The sequence below is a fragment of the Niastella populi genome (assembly GCF_002078015.1).
Lineage (GTDB): Bacteria > Bacteroidota > Bacteroidia > Chitinophagales > Chitinophagaceae > Niastella > Niastella populi.
This window is the reverse complement of the sequence record NZ_LWBP01000225.1, coordinates 22,972-38,901: the sequence shown is the minus strand read 5'-3', so window position 1 is coordinate 38,901 and position 15,930 is coordinate 22,972. Positions and strand designations below refer to the sequence as shown.

Annotated in this window: 15 protein-coding genes and 4 tRNA genes; 2 read left to right on the top strand and 17 right to left on the bottom strand. The window is 42.6% G+C overall.

Going from position 1 to position 15,930, the window contains the following annotated elements:
- The 5 genes from A4R26_RS29495 to A4R26_RS29475 form a co-directional block, all read right to left on the bottom strand.
- On the bottom strand, positions 1–414 hold a 414-nt coding region (locus tag A4R26_RS29495; RefSeq protein ID WP_165760465.1), incomplete at its 3' end, for an ABC transporter permease.
- Complete coding sequence (locus tag A4R26_RS29490) at positions 411–1,007, bottom strand: acyltransferase (protein ID WP_081170119.1); 597 nt, start codon at positions 1,005–1,007, stop codon at positions 411–413. The genes A4R26_RS29490 and A4R26_RS29495, both read right to left, overlap by 4 nt.
- Before the next feature lie 62 nt (positions 1,008–1,069).
- A complete protein-coding gene (locus A4R26_RS29485) occupies positions 1,070–3,472 on the bottom strand; it encodes a GumC family protein (protein ID WP_081170118.1) in 2,403 nt (800 codons plus the stop codon).
- Between the two features lie 3 nt (positions 3,473–3,475).
- Positions 3,476–4,285, bottom strand: coding sequence for a polysaccharide biosynthesis/export family protein (locus tag A4R26_RS29480; RefSeq protein WP_133054821.1), 810 nt, complete (start codon positions 4,283–4,285; stop codon positions 3,476–3,478).
- Between the two features lie 25 nt (positions 4,286–4,310).
- Positions 4,311–4,823: a UpxY family transcription antiterminator gene (locus tag A4R26_RS29475; RefSeq protein WP_081170116.1), complete on the bottom strand. Its 513-nt coding sequence runs from the start codon at positions 4,821–4,823 to the stop codon at positions 4,311–4,313.
- A gap of 898 nt (positions 4,824–5,721) precedes the next feature.
- Here A4R26_RS29475 and A4R26_RS29470 point away from each other — a divergent pair.
- A complete protein-coding gene (locus A4R26_RS29470; RefSeq protein ID WP_081170123.1) occupies positions 5,722–6,900 on the top strand; it encodes an acyltransferase family protein in 1,179 nt (392 codons plus the stop codon).
- Between the two features lie 7 nt (positions 6,901–6,907).
- Here the strand turns inward: A4R26_RS29470 and A4R26_RS29465 are convergent, their stop codons facing one another.
- Positions 6,908–7,441 carry a hypothetical protein gene (locus A4R26_RS29465; RefSeq protein WP_081170115.1) on the bottom strand — a complete coding sequence of 178 codons (534 nt, stop codon included), beginning with the start codon at positions 7,439–7,441 and terminating at the stop codon, positions 6,908–6,910.
- A 207-nt stretch (positions 7,442–7,648) separates the two neighbouring features.
- Between A4R26_RS29465 and A4R26_RS29460 the strand changes: the two genes are divergently transcribed.
- Positions 7,649–8,755, top strand: a complete 1,107-nt coding sequence (locus tag A4R26_RS29460) for a metallophosphoesterase (protein WP_081170114.1) — start codon at positions 7,649–7,651, stop codon at positions 8,753–8,755.
- 47 nt (positions 8,756–8,802) lie between these two features.
- Here the strand turns inward: A4R26_RS29460 and A4R26_RS29455 are convergent, their stop codons facing one another.
- The 11 genes from A4R26_RS29455 to A4R26_RS29410 form a co-directional block, all read right to left on the bottom strand.
- Positions 8,803–10,266 carry an RtcB family protein gene (locus A4R26_RS29455; RefSeq protein WP_081170113.1) on the bottom strand — a complete coding sequence of 488 codons (1,464 nt, stop codon included), beginning with the start codon at positions 10,264–10,266 and terminating at the stop codon, positions 8,803–8,805.
- A gap of 14 nt (positions 10,267–10,280) precedes the next feature.
- Positions 10,281–10,847 carry a DinB family protein gene (locus tag A4R26_RS29450; RefSeq protein WP_081170112.1) on the bottom strand — a complete coding sequence of 189 codons (567 nt, stop codon included), beginning with the start codon at positions 10,845–10,847 and terminating at the stop codon, positions 10,281–10,283.
- Positions 10,848–11,045: 198 nt separating this feature from the next.
- Positions 11,046–12,146, bottom strand: a complete 1,101-nt coding sequence (locus A4R26_RS29445; RefSeq protein WP_081170111.1) for a slipin family protein — start codon at positions 12,144–12,146, stop codon at positions 11,046–11,048.
- A gap of 341 nt (positions 12,147–12,487) precedes the next feature.
- A tRNA-OTHER gene (locus tag A4R26_RS35255) sits at positions 12,488–12,549 on the bottom strand.
- A 211-nt stretch (positions 12,550–12,760) separates the two neighbouring features.
- Positions 12,761–13,429: a hypothetical protein gene (locus A4R26_RS29440; protein ID WP_133054820.1), complete on the bottom strand. Its 669-nt coding sequence runs from the start codon at positions 13,427–13,429 to the stop codon at positions 12,761–12,763.
- Between the two features lie 14 nt (positions 13,430–13,443).
- Positions 13,444–13,593, bottom strand: a complete 150-nt coding sequence (locus tag A4R26_RS35250) for a hypothetical protein (protein ID WP_165760464.1) — start codon at positions 13,591–13,593, stop codon at positions 13,444–13,446.
- Positions 13,594–13,661: 68 nt separating this feature from the next.
- Positions 13,662–14,144 (bottom strand): ribonuclease H-like YkuK family protein, encoded by a 483-nt coding sequence (locus A4R26_RS29435; protein WP_081170109.1) that lies wholly within the window; start codon positions 14,142–14,144, stop codon positions 13,662–13,664.
- Positions 14,145–14,167: 23 nt separating this feature from the next.
- Positions 14,168–15,241 (bottom strand): AAA family ATPase, encoded by a 1,074-nt coding sequence (locus A4R26_RS29430; protein ID WP_081170122.1) that lies wholly within the window; start codon positions 15,239–15,241, stop codon positions 14,168–14,170.
- A gap of 177 nt (positions 15,242–15,418) precedes the next feature.
- Positions 15,419–15,493, bottom strand: a tRNA-Phe gene (locus A4R26_RS29425).
- Positions 15,494–15,569 (bottom strand) — tRNA-Glu (locus A4R26_RS29420). It lies immediately after the preceding tRNA gene.
- Positions 15,570–15,669: 100 nt separating this feature from the next.
- Positions 15,670–15,743, bottom strand: a tRNA-Lys gene (locus A4R26_RS29410).
- Between the last annotated feature and the right edge of the window lie 187 nt (positions 15,744–15,930).

The window sequence follows — 15,930 nt, the reverse complement described above, 5'->3', positions numbered from 1 at the left end:
GCGAACAAGATTACTGGCTATAATGCTCAGCGGCATGATAAGCCGCGGGAAGTAAACTTTTCCGAAAATGTTAGAACTGTCTTTGAAGACAGTACTGGTTTTTGTTAAACATTCTGCAAAATAATTCCACGCAACAATACCAACCATATAAAACAAGGGTTGGGGAAGCCCGTCGGTACTTAAACCAGCTAAATTTCCAAAAATAATTATATAGGTAAGCGTAGTAAAAAGAGGTTGAATAAAAAACCATAAAGGCCCTAATATAGTTTGTTTATAAAAAGAAACTATATCCCGCTTTACCAATAATCCCAGCAGATCGCGATATCGCCATATATCCTTAAGATGTAAGTTGAAAAGAGAAGTTTGGGGCTCAATTATCAGATCCCATTCCTTTATAGCCCGTTCGTGATTCATGTTTTGCTAAATTTTTTTAATCCTTTCTGAACACTTCCATCTATCAAACTATATTGCTGCTTCTCTTTTTCACAAAAAGCCACACCTACTTCATTAAAATCCAAACGGTGTCCTTCTTCACTCACCCATCCAATTTGCCTTGCCGGGTTACCTACCATTAACGCGTATGCAGGAACTGACTTAGTAATTACAGAGCCTGCTCCTATTAACGAATAAGCTCCAATCTCAACACCACAAACGATCGTAGCATTTGCGCCTATAGTAGCTCCTTTACGAACAATGGTAGTTTTAAACTCATCTTTCCTCTCAATAAAGCTTCTTGGATTTATAACGTTAGTAAAGACCATCGATGGGCCAAGAAATGCGCCATCTTCTATAACTACTCCATTGTAAACAGAAACATTGTTTTGAATCTTAACACCATTTCCTATTACTACATTGTTATCAATAAATACGTTTTGACCAATGTTACAATTTGCGCCAACAACAGATCCTGGCATAAGATGGCAAAAATGCCATATACGCGTGCCCTTTCCTATTTGGCTTCCGGCATCAGCTATAGCAGATTCGTGAATAAAAAAGTCTAAGGGCATTATGGTTGAGTTTTAAAAATAATAGTCCGAACAACACTTATCTGAGAGACCATATCTTTTAATTAAACTTTATCTTTTTTAGACTTTGAAAACCATTTGGCTAGTCGCGATGACTTATCCTTCTCGCGCTCAAAATATCCTGAGCCATTTTTTTCCGTACCATAGCCATAACCGTAACCGTAACCATAACCGTAATCACCATAGCCATAGCCTCCATATCCGCCCTGGGACTGAATGTCATTTATAATAATTGAAAGATGGGGTAGTTTATTATTCCGGTACAGATCATCAATCAATTGAATTTGCTTTTTCATTGTGTAGCCATGCCGTACAATATATACTGATGAATCAGCATAGCGACCCAGCGTAATGGCGTCACTTACCAGCCCAACCGGCGCCGTATCAATAATAATGGCATCAAACCTTTTCTTAAGCTCCGCGAATAATTGATCCACCTTTTCATTCAATAGCATTTCGGCAGGATTGGGAGGCACTGGTCCGCAGGGGATCACGTATAAATTTTCCACATCAGGCACCGGGTGAATAACTTCCTGTAAGTCAAGGCTACCTATAATATAGTTTGTAATGCCTTTTCGTTCATGTAAACCCAGCCCTTTTAATATCTTAGGTTTGCGGATATCAAATTCCAGAATTGCAGTACGCTTACCCGACAAAGCCAGTACTGCCCCCATATTAGTACTGATAAACGACTTGCCTTCACCGCTAAAGGAAGAAGTAACAATGATCACAGGCTTTTCCACTTTTGGCAATACATACTGCAGATTGGAACGAACAATGCGGAATTGTTCAGCGATAACTTTCCGGTTATTACGGGTAACAACAAGTGCTGTGGCCTGGTCGGCATGACCAATTTCGCCCAATATCGGTGCATCCGTACTTTGCTGAACATCAAGCTTGCTTTTTACTTTATCGTCAAGGTACTCTCTGATAAATATAAAACCAACAGGAATAGCGATTCCTATAAACAACGCCATTATATATAGCCCTTTTTTATTAGGGCTCACCGGAACATTTGATTCTATAGCCGGCTCAATGACCTTGATATTGGAAATAGTAGAAGCAGATGCAATAGCAGTTTCAAGTTTTTTTTGTAGCAGATATTGATACAATTCCTGTAAAATACTTTGCTGGCGGGTTACTTCCAGCATCTGCTTTTCTTTTGAAGGGATAGCCGTGATTACCCGGTTCGCTTCCCGACTTTTACCGGATAATTGTTCCATGATCAATGACTGTGCCTGCCTTACATTCTTCAACGACTCAATCATATCCAGCCGCAACTTTTGAATGACCCCTTCAATAGACACCATGCGTGGGTTGCTGGGGGTTGTGTTCTTAAGAGCCGCTTCCCGCTCAAGTTGCAGCTTGTTAAATTGACTCGTCTGTTGCAATAAAGTGGGGTCTTCAATACCCAAGGTAGATGGGATGATACTAAACTGATTTTTATTGTCTGAAAGATAATTAATTAAATAATCGATCACCTTTAACTTTACCCCCAGGGCAGATTGCTCCTTGCTGTTGTCAGAAAACTCACTTAATGTCAACTCTGCTTGCGTTTCGGGTCTGAATATTCTATTCTTTTCACGGTACTTTTGCAAATTCTTTTCCACGCCTCCTAACTCATGAAACACAGTATCCAGTTGTTCATCAATGAACGAAAGTGTTTGTGCTGCAATCTGCTTTTTATCTTCCAGGCTGGCCTGCTGATACTCCTTCATATACTGGTTCACTACATCAACGCCCTGCTTGGGGTTCTCTGTTGAATACGCAAGGTTCAGTACATTGCTAACGTCGTTTATACGTACAACATTAATTCCTTTGCTTAATACCGGTGCCAGGCTTTCTGCTGGTTGCCAGGTTATAACAAAATCGTTACTAAAGGTTCGGCGGTCCTTTCCGTTAGCCGTTATTCGAAAGCTGACATTGGTAAAGCTGATTGTCTCATTAAAAAAATGCTTTTGTGGTTTTTCATTTAACAAAAATTGATCCTCACCCGAAAATGTTACCCGCACGCTAAAACCCTTGGAAGAATCCGTAATTGATAAAATTTCGAAATTAAAAGGAACGTCTGCAGAGTGAATGATCGAAGAACGGATCTTCCCTTTATTATATACCTGTTTTTGTAAACCCAGCGAACGAATAACCCTTGCTGCCATATACCGGGATTTGATGATCTCTATTTCATCGTTTAGCTTGTTATTGCTACTCTGCATACTGAATATGTCATCAAACTTATCCCCTCCTCCATACTGTGTTTGGGTTGTTACCAACAATTTGCCTGCTACACTGTACATAGGTGTGGAATAACGCAGCTTTATATAAGCAACTACCAACGACAGGGAAATTGAAATTATCACCCATGGTAAATAGCGTATATATCGAAAAATTATTTCACGGGGGCTGATAGTTAACTTCGGCCGTTGATTGGGTTTTATTTCTTCTGACATAGATTATCTTCTGAATATACTAATAAATACGGCAGTAATTGACAAAAGGGTAGCGCCTAGTGAAACATACTGCATAGTGCTCTGATTGTTTACTGCTGCCTTATTCTTGGCAACATCCACAACCACCATATCGTTTTGTTGCAGATAATAATAAGGAGATAAAAATACATTGGGGTCCTGAAGATTCAGATGACCAAATGTACGAACTCCGTTAATTTCTCTTACCACCAACACATTATCCCTTCGACCAGATGCTGTGATATCGCCCGCCAGGCCAATTGCTTCAAATGCACTGATCTTATCAGTTGGAACCGTAAAAGGGCCAGGCCGGCCTACTTCCCCGATCACGGTAATCTTATAGTTCAAAAACCGCACCTCAACATACGGATTCTTTAACAAATCCTTTTTTGTATAAAAATATTCAAGGGTATCTGCTAATTGATATTTTGTTAAACCCTCTACCCCAATTGGGTCCAACTTGTATAACTGTAAATAGCCTCGTTGGTCAACAAGATAACCAGATCCAACCGAGCCCAGGGAGCTACTACTGCTGTTTTCAGTTGAAAACGCCAAGGGTGAGGTTGAGATGCCGCCGGCCTGTCGCGTAACCGCTGCTGTAGCCAGGGGGTCATCACTATATACTGTAATTGCCAGCAAATCTCCTTTCTGTATTACTGGTTCAGGTATTTCTACTTTGCTTAGCCGAACAGAATCAAAAGAGCCCTGTAAATACTGGAAGTTTTTTACATTACCACACGAAGTGGTAATAATCGTAACAGCCAGGACATTTATTACAACCGTAAAATATTTCATGCTGTGATTAAGGTTATGCAATGGATTATTTGTCAAGCAATAAAATTTTTGTTTTATCAATATAAGCCGAAAGCACAAACCCGATACTTTCAATCACCACCTCCACCTTCTTATGCAATACCTTTTTCACCGTTCCTTCCTTCCCCATCAATATGCCGCTTTGCACCATCACCTTTTTACCCGCTTTAATAATATCAACAGGCCGCACTTCCACATCGTGATGATCGTTCAGGAACTTTTTAATGGTGACAATTTCTTTCTCTTTAATAACCGCCGGCTTCCCTAACCAGTAAATGAAGTTCACCACCCCCTGGGTCATTCGAACAGCTGTTTTTTCCTCCTCATTCACTTTTACAAATACATAGGATTTAAAAAGCGGCTCGTCTACGATCTTTATCCGGTCGCTCCATTTGCGATGTACTTTGTTGAGCGGACAATAACTCTCAATGCCTTTTTCTTCAAGCAGCTTATGCACCTTCTTTTCCCAGCGGGGCCGGGTATAAACAGCAAACCATTTTTTTGAAGTTGGTGCAGGCATACCGAAAAAATAATGCCGGGTAAAACAAATACCCCTCTAAAACTGTATTAATTATTAACAAAAACGCTGGTGAAATCAGGTCGAAACAAGGCAGAGCTTCGCCTCGTCAGTCACAGTTTTTTCCCTGCAACCGATTGTTCTTTAACAAGTTAAGACATCATTTTACTTACCAACTATTCTACCAGGCACAATAATAAAAGGGCATAAGTGAGCCACTTCAATGAAGTACTCCTTATACCCTTCCACTATGAAATATAATTAGTGTAACTGTTAGCTCTTCCACAGGAATTCTTTCCATGTTTTTATTCTAAAGCATGGAAGTTTTAACCCTTCGGTACTTCCATCGGCAAAAGCCTGCAAAATGCTACCTGAACGCGTGCAAATATAGGTGTTTTTTAATGTGTATAAACATGTGCAAAAAATCTTAACCGCTTATTTTTCAACTAAAAATACCAATTCCTCAGTCCCAACTACTTATCAATAATTTAAAATACACATTAAATAAGAACGCACCCACCTCATTTGACACCTGCCCGGCGAATGCCGCAAGGTAAATAAACATTTCAATAATAAACCCTCCTTATGCTTTAAAACATGGGTATTATTTATTGCTTCAAAATTGCCGCACTATAAACGGAAGAAATTCAGAAACCCCCATCCCGCAACTGTTACAGGGAATATTACTAATATGTAAACCCTGCCACCCCCCCGACATTCACCTTATCTAAAATTCATGGCAAAAACGCATACGAATTAATAAATATTGTTGATAGCAATAAGCTACCGCCTGTTCGCAAAAAAACGCATTTTTTATCCTTTATTTGTTAGTGCCGGCTTCATGTTCAATATCTTGTTTCCTGTTTACCGGTTCCTTATCTTTCATGTTAAATGTAACATTTTGCAAAAACGCTTCTATTCCCTCGATGTATTCCGGGGCGCCACAGTTGCTTTAATGATACTGGTAAATAATCCCGGAAGCTGGTCTAATTTGTATGCACCGCTTGCTCATGCCAACTGGCATGGTTGTACCCCTACCGACCTCGTTTTTCCCTTTTTCCTGTTCGCAGTAGGTAATGCCTTATCATTTGTTATGCCGCGGCTTGAAGCAGCAGGTACTTCCGCCTTTCTCAAAAAGGTATTCACCCGCTCTTTTCTCATCTTCCTTATAGGCTTTTTTCTTAACTGGTCGCCGTTCGTAAGGTGGGATAACGACCAACTGGTATTCAAAGCCTGGGAGTATGCCGGTGCAAACGGTACTATTATCGGTATTCGCATCTTAGGGGTATTGCAGCGTATTGCACTCTGTTATTTATTTGCTTCACTGATCATATACTTCTTTAAAATACGCGGCGCATTTGTTACCGCCGTTGTGCTGTTACTGGCTTACTGGATGCTTTGCCTGTTTCTCGGCAACCCCGCCGACCCGTATAGCCTGAACGGATATTTTGGCGTACCTATCGACAAAGCCATTCTGGGTGAATCGCATATGTACCATGGCGAAGGAGTGGCATTTGACCCGGAAGGGATCAGCAGCACGCTCACTTCCATTGTGCAGGTGATCTTTGGTTATTTCGTTGGCTTTTATATTCAACAAAAGGGAAAGAACTTCGAAATGCTGGCGCATTTGCTGATCGCCGGCTGCATCCTCGTCTTTACCGGCTATGCCTGGGATATGGTATTCCCCATCAACAAAAAAATATGGACCAGCTCCTATGTACTTTATACAACAGGCCTCGCCATACTGGTGCTTTCATTTTGCATTTTCTTGATTGAGTTCAGGGAAGCCAAAGGCGCCTGGAGCCGCTTCTTCGATGTGTTTGGCAAGAACGCATTGTTCATATTCTTCCTCAGCGGCTTCTTACCCCGCGTCATTGCGCTTTTCCGCTGGGTAGATCATACAAATGAAGATGGGAAAAAAGTGTATACCAGCGCGCTGCCCTGGTTCTACCAGCATGTATGCAAACCCGTTTCAGACAACCTTAAAAATGGCTCGTTGCTGTATGCCTTGTGTATGATCGGCTTTTATTGGCTTATAGTGTATTTTATGGACAAAAAGAAGATCTATATAAAAGTGTAAACGTACCTCACAACACAATTTTCCTCAGCAGCCTGAACACCAGGCACACTGCTATAAACAGTGCCGACAATATAACTATCGAAAATTTGGTAGTGGCCATATCGTATGCCAGTAATACCGACCACCGGGTAGGCGTGCCCTGCAGGCTTTTTAGCATGGCAATATTCTCTATTACATCACAAATGCCGGCTACGATCAGCAGGTAAGCCACAAACCGGCCGGTACGCATCAGTATTTCATGGCCGCTTAAACGGCTAAAATACAAACTGGCCACGAGCAGCCCGGAGGTATAAAAAACGATAAATACAAAGTCGAGGTAAATGCCAATTATGGCATGGTTGAGTTTGCCATAAGTTTCCCAATACTGAACGATCCTTTCAGCCACAGCCAGGTCTTTAGCCAGTTCAAAACGAACTATTTCATCTGTCGACAGCGGCTGCATATACCATTTTGAAGCAATAATAAACAGGCAGTTAATTGCCAGCAATACCCAAAACCAGCGTTGCAAATTTGCGGGAGGCGCAAACGATAGTTGTTTCATGGAAGCATGTATTTTGTTCGCAGGCAATCTTTATTTTATTTGGAGCAGACTGCCTGTTTAAATAGTCGGGCAGGGATTCAGGAAAGAACCCGGCATGATCTTTATGCCAGGCATACAGCGGAACCGTATTGATTTTTAAATGACTGTGAATTGCTATCTTACTAAAGTAATAAATTTCAGGGAATTGAAAAACCTGATTTTTCGACTATGAAAAAATTGTTGCAGCGCTTATTTAAACGACCCGTTACCAGGCTGGCCGCGCGGTTATCCTCCTCGCCCGAAAAGGACAAGGTATTTGCCTCCTTAACAGCATTGCTGAACAACATTCAGTATACAAAAGAAACCTATGGCATAAGAGTACCGTTCGACCTGAATACCGGCAAATTCATCATCTTTTCCGACGCACATAAAGGCGCCCGCGACCTGGCCGATGATTTTCGCCCTGCTGAAAAAAATTACCTGAACGCCCTCGACTATTATTATAAGAACGGGTTCTACTTAATTAACCTTGGCGATTGCGAAGAGCTTTGGGAGAACAAACCCGATATTGTTATGGAAATGAACAAAGCCGAATTTCAGGAAGAACTTCGGTTCCTGCAGGACAACCGTTATTATCGCGTGTTTGGTAACCACGACCTGGAATGGAAATATGAGTTTCCGCGCATGCGTTATCTCAAACCCGTATTTGGCGATAAGCTGAAGATATACGAAGGGCTCATACTTACCACCACATACAATAACCGCGAATATTCCATCTTTTGTACACATGGGCACCAGGGCGATCAAAAAAGCGATGGTAACACATTCAGCACCTGGTTTGTTGCTGCCATATGGACGCCCCTGCAACGTTTCCTCGAAATAAGCATCAACTCAACTTCCGATTCGTTCGAGCTGGTTGATAAACATAATATCATGATGTACGAATGGAGCGCCACGCAAAAAGACCTGCTGTTCATTTCAGGACACACGCATAAACCTGTATTCGCCTCTCTCGATCATATCGAGCGACTCAACAAACAACTGGAAAAAACAAGGGCAAAAGAAGACGCTACTGCCATACGGGACATAGAGGCGGAACTGGAGAAGAGAAAAGCGGAGTATGCCGGTAAACAATTTCATAAAACCATGGTCATTCCCTCTTACTTCAATAGCGGTTGTTGTTGCTTTATCGACGGGGATATTACCGGTATAGAGATCGAGGGAGATAACATCAGGCTGGTTAAATGGAAAGAAGAAAGCGGGCAATCGCACCGTATTATACTGGAGCAAAGCCCGCTTTCTTATTTGTTCGAAAAAATATCAGCTACGCAATGAACTAAATGACTATGCCGTCCCAACGCTGTCGGCACGACATATATCATTTATTCACCGTCCAACTGGTTCTTAACTTTCCATTTCTTTGGTTCGGTACCATCCATTTTTACAATTTTAGGCATGAACTTACCAACGATGTCTACAAGGGCCGATTGGCTTTTCATCACCATTTCAATATCCTTGTATGCATGCGGCGCTTCATCGAGGCCGCCACCCAGCAATTTCACTCCAAAGCGTTGCAACTGCTCTTTCAACTCTTTATGTGTTATTGAATTCAGGGCTTTGCTACGGCTCATTTTTCTTCCGGCGCCATGCGATGCAGAAGAAACCGAAGCGGCCAGCCCTTTTCCTTTCACTATAAATCCGGGAGCGGTCATTGAACCGGGAATTATACCCAATACATCTTTACCTGCTGGCGTTGCTCCTTTACGGTGAACGATCAATTCCTTCATCTTTCCGTCGTCGCCAACCATCATTTCCTTCCACGCAAAATTATGGTGGTTCTCTACCATTGTCAATGGTTGTTCACCTATTGCCTTTGCAAGCTTTGCATGAATTACATGATGGCATGCAGATGCATAGTCACCGGCCAGGTTCATCGCCATCCAGTATTCGATACCTTCGGTTTCATCTAACTGTAACCAGGCAAGGTTAGCGGCATCACCGGGCAAACGTCTTTTCTCTCTTGCTATTTTGGTATAGTAATTGGCAATGTTCGCACCCAATGCCCTTGAACCTGAATGCGTCAATAACCCAACGTACAATCCTGCATCGATTCCCAGGATGGCATCTTTTTCGGTTACTTCAACCAACCCGAACTCCGCGAAGTGATTACCCGATCCGCTCGACCCAAGTTGTTTCCAGGCCCTTGTCTGCAGCTCCTTCAGCAATGGCAACTCATCGAACTCTTTCCGCTCCATCACTTCATGATCAACAGGGTCATCAAATACTTTCCCGCTACCAAACAAGGTTGCTTCATTCAATTCACGGGTAAATAAATGCTCCCGTTGCACCAGTTGTTTTGGGTTAATAGGAAAAACGCTCAAACACATCCGGCAACCGATATCAACACCAACCCCATAGGGGATCACCGCATTTTCCGCTGCCAGCACACCGCCTATAGGCAATCCATATCCGGCATGTGCATCGGGCATCAGGGCGCCGGCCACACTTATTGGTAACCGTGCTGCCTGTTGCATCTGGTGCATGGCGCCTTCTTCAATATTCTCCCCGCCAAATACATTAAATAGAATACCTGTTTTATTCAAATCAATAAGCTCACCAGGTACTTCCTCCTTCTTTGGTATAAGTTGCTGGGCTATCAAACCCAATACCGCATCATTTTCATACTCCACCGGAGCACTCAGGATCTTTCTCAATAGGTCCATCACATCCTCCTTTTTCTCATGCTTGTAATTCTTCTCCATTATATTCATGGCTATGCTTATCACTGGTCCTTCCGGATAACCGATAGCCCTTAATTCTTTTCCTGATATCTTTAACTTCGCCATAATTTGTTTTTTTTTCAGCTAACGCCAAGATTGAACTCAACTTCAACACGCTCCATTTGAGTAATATGTCTTTTGGCATGTTGAATGAGAAAGTATATATAGTGGTAAACGTCAATTTTACCTAAATTATTTACACTCATCATTGTTTTGTACAGAACACCTTCACCTCGCTGTAAAGCCAGCAGGTGGGTGTGACATTGCTTCAATTGTTGTTCCAGCTCCTGCCGTATTTCCGCCACGCGTATTTTGCCCCGCGGCTCCGTATGGCCGGGCCGGCTCCATTCGAACGACTTGTGTTCACCGATCACTTTTAAACGTGCCCAATCGAGATCATAATTTATCAGACTTCCCATAAAATCCTCTTTTTTTGCTCTTTCAAGGGCTTTTCTTGCACCCTTGCTTATGAGCATGAGTAAATAATGGTTAGTCAGCGATATATGCTCAAGTATTCTGCGAATGTTCCATCCCTTGTTATCGGGGGTGTAATTCAGTAGCTCATAGTCAATATCAAACCATTTGAATAATTCATCAAAGGTTTGATTGAGCTCTGTTTCAATGGTGTTGATCACTTCGGTCATCATATTTAATTCTTTTAATGGTTCTAACAATGGCTTAACCGAATGCTGATAAAAGCAGTTCCGCCCGAAGCGGAACCGCTTACATTCTCAAGGCTATACAACTTACAGTTACCTGCCCGTTCGGGCGGTTACCGTCAGGTGTGCCACGGTTTCCCGGCGCTGCAGATGTAACCGTGGCACGCCTTGTTAAAGAAAGGCTGGTCATTTCTGTGATATCAGGATCTGCTTCAACTGATCGAGCAATACGCCATTGCCGTTAACACTGATATTGCTGATCTTGTCTGCTATCTTTTCCACGTATTCCATTTCCTTCAGTTTCCACAGCATAGCATTTTCTTCCATCAGTTTGGCAGTGTTCAACAGGCTGCGTGTGCTGGCAGTTTCTTCACGACGCATAATGATGTTCGCCTGTGCCTTCTTTTCAGCGATCAGCACCTGGTTCATGATCTCCTTCACATCGCCTGGCAGAATAATATCACGGATCCCAAAACCATTCACTTCAACACCCAGCGCTTCTGCATTCTCCTTTACAGCTTCCAGAATGAAGGTGGTTATGCTATCTTTCTTTTCAAGCAATTCATCAAATGGCAATCCACCTACGTATTCACGCAGCGCCAACTGAAACACCACATACAGCTGGTAGCTGAAATCTTTATTCTGCAGCACAGCTTTTTCAACATCCTTCACTATGTACTGCGCCCAGGCATTGATGCGCAGCGCGGCTTTATCTTTTGTCAGGATCTCCTGTCCGTTGATCTCCGCCTGCTGCTGACGCATATCCAGTTTATTCACCTGTATCGCAATCCCGTTCTTCCACCAGTTGTATACACCCGCATCCAGTGTCTGCACAAACTTTCCGTCTATATACAAAACACCCTGTTCATGGCTTTCAACGATGAAGGTGCGCACGTAAGGAGCTACCAGTTTATTCTGCAAAGTGGAACGGTCGATGTTTTCGGTGATCTCCACTTTACCGATATCGGCACGAACAAAATTGCGCTGTATCACACTTTTCCAGAAAGTGTAACGGCCGGCGGCAAGCACCTGCTTCAGCAGCCCGTTCTCGTAATGCAATACGATCTCATTATCTTTTACATCCACTACGTGTAGTGCATCTGCCAACACCGCATCCTGCAACAGGATGTTCAGCTCAACAGGCGCCACGAATGGCTGAGTAATGTTGTATTTATTTACGTTTTCATTTTTCCAGAACCAGTAATTTCCTTCTTTCAGCATTCGCTGGTATACGCCTTTTTTAAACACAAGGGCCACCTCGTAGGCGTTTACATGAATATTTTTCATTGGTACTTTTTTAAAAGGTTAAAAAATAAAGCCGGGTATTATTTTCCGTCCCGTAATTGCGGAAGCAATATTCACCGATGTTCGTTATACCAGTTCTTCATTGACCTATATGTTGTAGCATCTTCAACACACTATTTCTTTGAATGAAGTGGCATAAGCCGCATTGGCTCCTGATTGCCTGCAGGGCATTTACCAGACTGCCGCTCCGCCTGTTGGCGGCAACGGCGGGTCAATAAGCCGGCTTTACGTTGCATTCACCATTTTTTGGGAAGCGGTGTACTTCCTGGAATCAAGCATCCTAAGTGCTTTGCGTTTACCATTTTCGCCAATCCCGGCAATACCAGGATGTGGGACTCGAACCCACAGGTATAAATGTGTTGTTCTACCGCTGAACTACCCCGTTTTAGAGCGGGAAGGGGATTCGAACCCCTGACCTACACGATTTGCCGGCACATTACGATCTTACCACAGCATACAGATAGTTACTACGTCTGCACTGCAGTGCTTCTTTGAAACACCAACCACGGTTGTTTTCGATCGGTGATATGCCGGTCTTCCGGTTAGGGAAGCTTCTTAATGCATCTTTCGACGCTGTTAATATTTTAAAATACTATCTACAATAATTCATCAGCCAATTCATCCAGGATTTCTGGTATTGGTTTGTTCTTTAAGAAATTCTTTTCCCGCGGATCTTCATTATGATCTCTTAAACTCCAGTGTACTGTGCCATATGTCAATTTATCTAACCGGCGGCAGTAGCGATTCCGGCGCAGGTAATTCCAGATCTGCTGTATTTCCTTTTCAATCAATGCATCCCTTTTTTTTACCTGATCAATAATATTGGGGCGCACCCGCAAAACAAACCGCCAGGGCTCGCTAAAAACATATCGCTTCACCATCTCATTCCTGCAATCGGTTTCCCACACCTCGTAAAAAAATCTTTTTTCATCTTCCGTAAAATCCATTCTGTTAAACGTCCATTCAGCGGGCCGTAACAGGCTTTGTTTTTTTTCCCGGTATTTCTTTGTTCCAAACCGCCGGTACTTAACCATAAAATCCTTGCGATGGCTCCAGTCACAGGTATTGATCTTGCGAAGAATATTCTCAAAGAACTCTTTATGCTTTCCGGTTGCCACATCTTCCCTCAATACAAAAAATCGTTTCCATCCTATTTGTACCGGTGGTATCAGGGGTTCCCAGCCCAGGTTACGCCGTTGATGATACAGCTCCTTTTGCCTTCTGTTGATCTTCAATAATTGCTTATCAAAATCCTCGTACTGCATGCGATTTTTTTGCCTTACAGTACGCAGTCGATACGAAAGAATTTCAGTACCGAATTCACGAACGAGTTTTGTGTCCATAATGATCTTTTTGGTTTCGATCGAAAACTGCGGTGCCATTGCACCATTGCCATTTGTTTCATTATGAACAGTGTACTCTTCTTCATTGTAAATAGTTTTAACAGGTTAATTATTTGAAACTTACCCGGAGGCTTTACCCCCCGGATAAGTGTATTTACTGAACTACCTTATTCGCACAGCATGAGCTGGCAAAGGCGTGTGGTTTGGCTTTGAACACAAAACCCATCCCCATAATATAGCCCATGGCTTCTTTCAACGCATCGTTACTTTTAAAGTTGGGGTTGGTATTGATATCTGCATGCACCTCCATGTCGACATTGTAAATAGTAAACAGGCGACATAAGGCATACGCTATCTCAATACTTTTTGAAACCTCCATCAACATACGTTGTTTAATGCTCATCTTTTGTTGGGTAGTTTCGTTGTGTATATACATAAAACCACCTTTCCCTTTGCGAATGAACACGATCACCGTAGCAAATTCCGTTTCCTTACCCTTAACCTGGCTATCGGTACCAATGCACACTTTTAAAGTATGCCCCATTTCCTTTTCACGAACCAGTACGGCCCGTACTTCATCTTCAATGGGTCTTTTGATAATTGTACCATCCAGCCGCCTCCAATGCTGTTGTTCCATGGCTTACCTCCATTCTGTGTATTTTAGTTTTGAATCAAATTGCGTCTGAAACCAATCACTTCTACCCTGTTTGCCGGCTGCTCCTTTTCATGCGGGTTGGCAATCTCTGCTATTGTCATCGGTTGATCAATTACTGTGTTCAACCCAAGATGATCACTTAACCGCTGCGCTTTTCCAACACTCAATTTTCCAAACTCATATTTTGCGATCAACCTTCCCTTTCGCATCAATGCGCTGTCTACCAGCGTGAGCGAATTATTGAAAGTGCATATGAGCTGTACATTCAGGAAATCGGCCAGTAACCCATCTGAAATATTCAGCAGGTTCGATACCGCCGAACCGGAATTGTACTTTCGGTCCATGATTATATTCTCTGCATCCTCGATGATCACAACCGAATTAGGGTTATCGATCAGCATTTCGATAAAATCGGGATTCATCAAATTACCTGCTACCGTAGGCGACAGGAACATTACCCGCTTTTTTATTTTACCTATCAGGTAGCGCAGATAGGTTGTTTTTCCTGTTCCCGGCAAACCATGCAGCAACACAATTCCCTTATCATTCTCTTTGTTCAGCCGCTGCCTGATGATCTCATCCGTCTCCTTAAAATCGTTTTCGTAAAAAAGATCGAGGTCCAGCTTCGTTCGCTTGATCTCCATAGCTTTTAACTCCATCCTGCTTCCGCTTTGCGCTATCAGATTGATCTCAAGCGGCTGTCGTCTTTGCCTTTCCTTGAACTGAAAAGCCAGGGCGGTAAGCTCAGCTATAAGATCAGGGTTGCTTCCATCGTGTAATATCTGACAGTAGTAAGTGTCTATCTCCACCAGGCAATTCTTTTCAAAAACGATTACCGTTTTATCGAATTCATATTGCTTCTTCTTTCTTTTAAACCACCGGTACTGATGCACGTGTTTTATCTGTGTGCCAAACTTTTCTCTAAACGCCCCGAATGTTTTTTCACCATCTATATATTTGATGAAGTTCAAACTAGGCAACCGGTTAAAATAGTACAGGTATAATACTTTAATATCCAGAAATTGATCATCGAACACATTGTTGGCATTGATCATTTTCTGTGTAAATAAATTCTCCATAATTTTCATTGAATAGTTAACAGATGTTTTATCCTTTGTTCGCAAAGAATGGATCACTAACTATTGCATTACACGAGTGCGCATAACCTGTTATTTTAGCACGGACTCTTCGACTCGAACGAAGACTATCGGTTTTGGAGACACGACATGCAGCCATTACATCAAGCCCGTAATTTGTGGTGCCCCGTGGAATCGAACCACGATGATCCCGGCTTCAACGGGATGCAATAGAACCATCTCTGCCAAAGCACCTGGTAGTCTGTATGAGGATCGAACTCATCCGCCCGGTTCGAAAGACCGGTGCCCTAACCATCTAGGCGAACAGACCATTTTTGCGGATGATGAAAGATTCGAATCCCGACTTTATCGGGAACACTGCCCTTAACAGGGGCACGGTCTTCCACTGAGCTAATCATCCATACTTTATGTGGGCCTGATGAGATTCGAACTCATGCTCCCCCGGTTAAAAGCCGGGTACTTTAGCCAGCTAAGCTACAAGCCCGTTCTATTCCTACTGCGCATTATACCTGCGCACTTAAACTTTTTTATAGAAATCTTTCTTAATTACCAATCCATACATGCTATCCATTCAGCCACAGTTGAACATTTCCGGTTGTATCATCCAATTCACCGCTCCTGATTTCGATACTGCAAATATGCATATGCATCTGCGCAGCATATTTGCGTAA

What these genes read in the sequence shown, in the direction of transcription:
- A4R26_RS29490 (WP_081170119.1), bottom strand. Translation starts at nt 1,007, where the DNA reads ATGCCCTTAGACTTTTTTATTCACGAATCTGCTATAGCTGATGCCGGA.
- A4R26_RS29485 (WP_081170118.1), bottom strand. Translation starts at nt 3,472, where the DNA reads ATGTCAGAAGAAATAAAACCCAATCAACGGCCGAAGTTAACTATCAGC.
- A4R26_RS29480 (WP_133054821.1), bottom strand. Translation starts at nt 4,285, where the DNA reads ATGAAATATTTTACGGTTGTAATAAATGTCCTGGCTGTTACGATTATT.
- A4R26_RS29475 (WP_081170116.1), bottom strand. Translation starts at nt 4,823, where the DNA reads ATGCCTGCACCAACTTCAAAAAAATGGTTTGCTGTTTATACCCGGCCC.
- A4R26_RS29465 (WP_081170115.1), bottom strand. Translation starts at nt 7,441, where the DNA reads ATGAAACAACTATCGTTTGCGCCTCCCGCAAATTTGCAACGCTGGTTT.
- A4R26_RS29460 (WP_081170114.1), top strand. Translation starts at nt 7,649, where the DNA reads ATGAAAAAATTGTTGCAGCGCTTATTTAAACGACCCGTTACCAGGCTG.
- A4R26_RS29455 (WP_081170113.1), bottom strand. Translation starts at nt 10,266, where the DNA reads ATGGCGAAGTTAAAGATATCAGGAAAAGAATTAAGGGCTATCGGTTAT.
- A4R26_RS29450 (WP_081170112.1), bottom strand. Translation starts at nt 10,847, where the DNA reads ATGATGACCGAAGTGATCAACACCATTGAAACAGAGCTCAATCAAACC.
- A4R26_RS29445 (WP_081170111.1), bottom strand. Translation starts at nt 12,146, where the DNA reads ATGAAAAATATTCATGTAAACGCCTACGAGGTGGCCCTTGTGTTTAAA.
- A4R26_RS29440 (WP_133054820.1), bottom strand. Translation starts at nt 13,429, where the DNA reads ATGCAGTACGAGGATTTTGATAAGCAATTATTGAAGATCAACAGAAGG.
- A4R26_RS35250 (WP_165760464.1), bottom strand. Translation starts at nt 13,593, where the DNA reads ATGAAGAAGAGTACACTGTTCATAATGAAACAAATGGCAATGGTGCAA.
- A4R26_RS29435 (WP_081170109.1), bottom strand. Translation starts at nt 14,144, where the DNA reads ATGGAACAACAGCATTGGAGGCGGCTGGATGGTACAATTATCAAAAGA.
- A4R26_RS29430 (WP_081170122.1), bottom strand. Translation starts at nt 15,241, where the DNA reads ATGGAGAATTTATTTACACAGAAAATGATCAATGCCAACAATGTGTTC.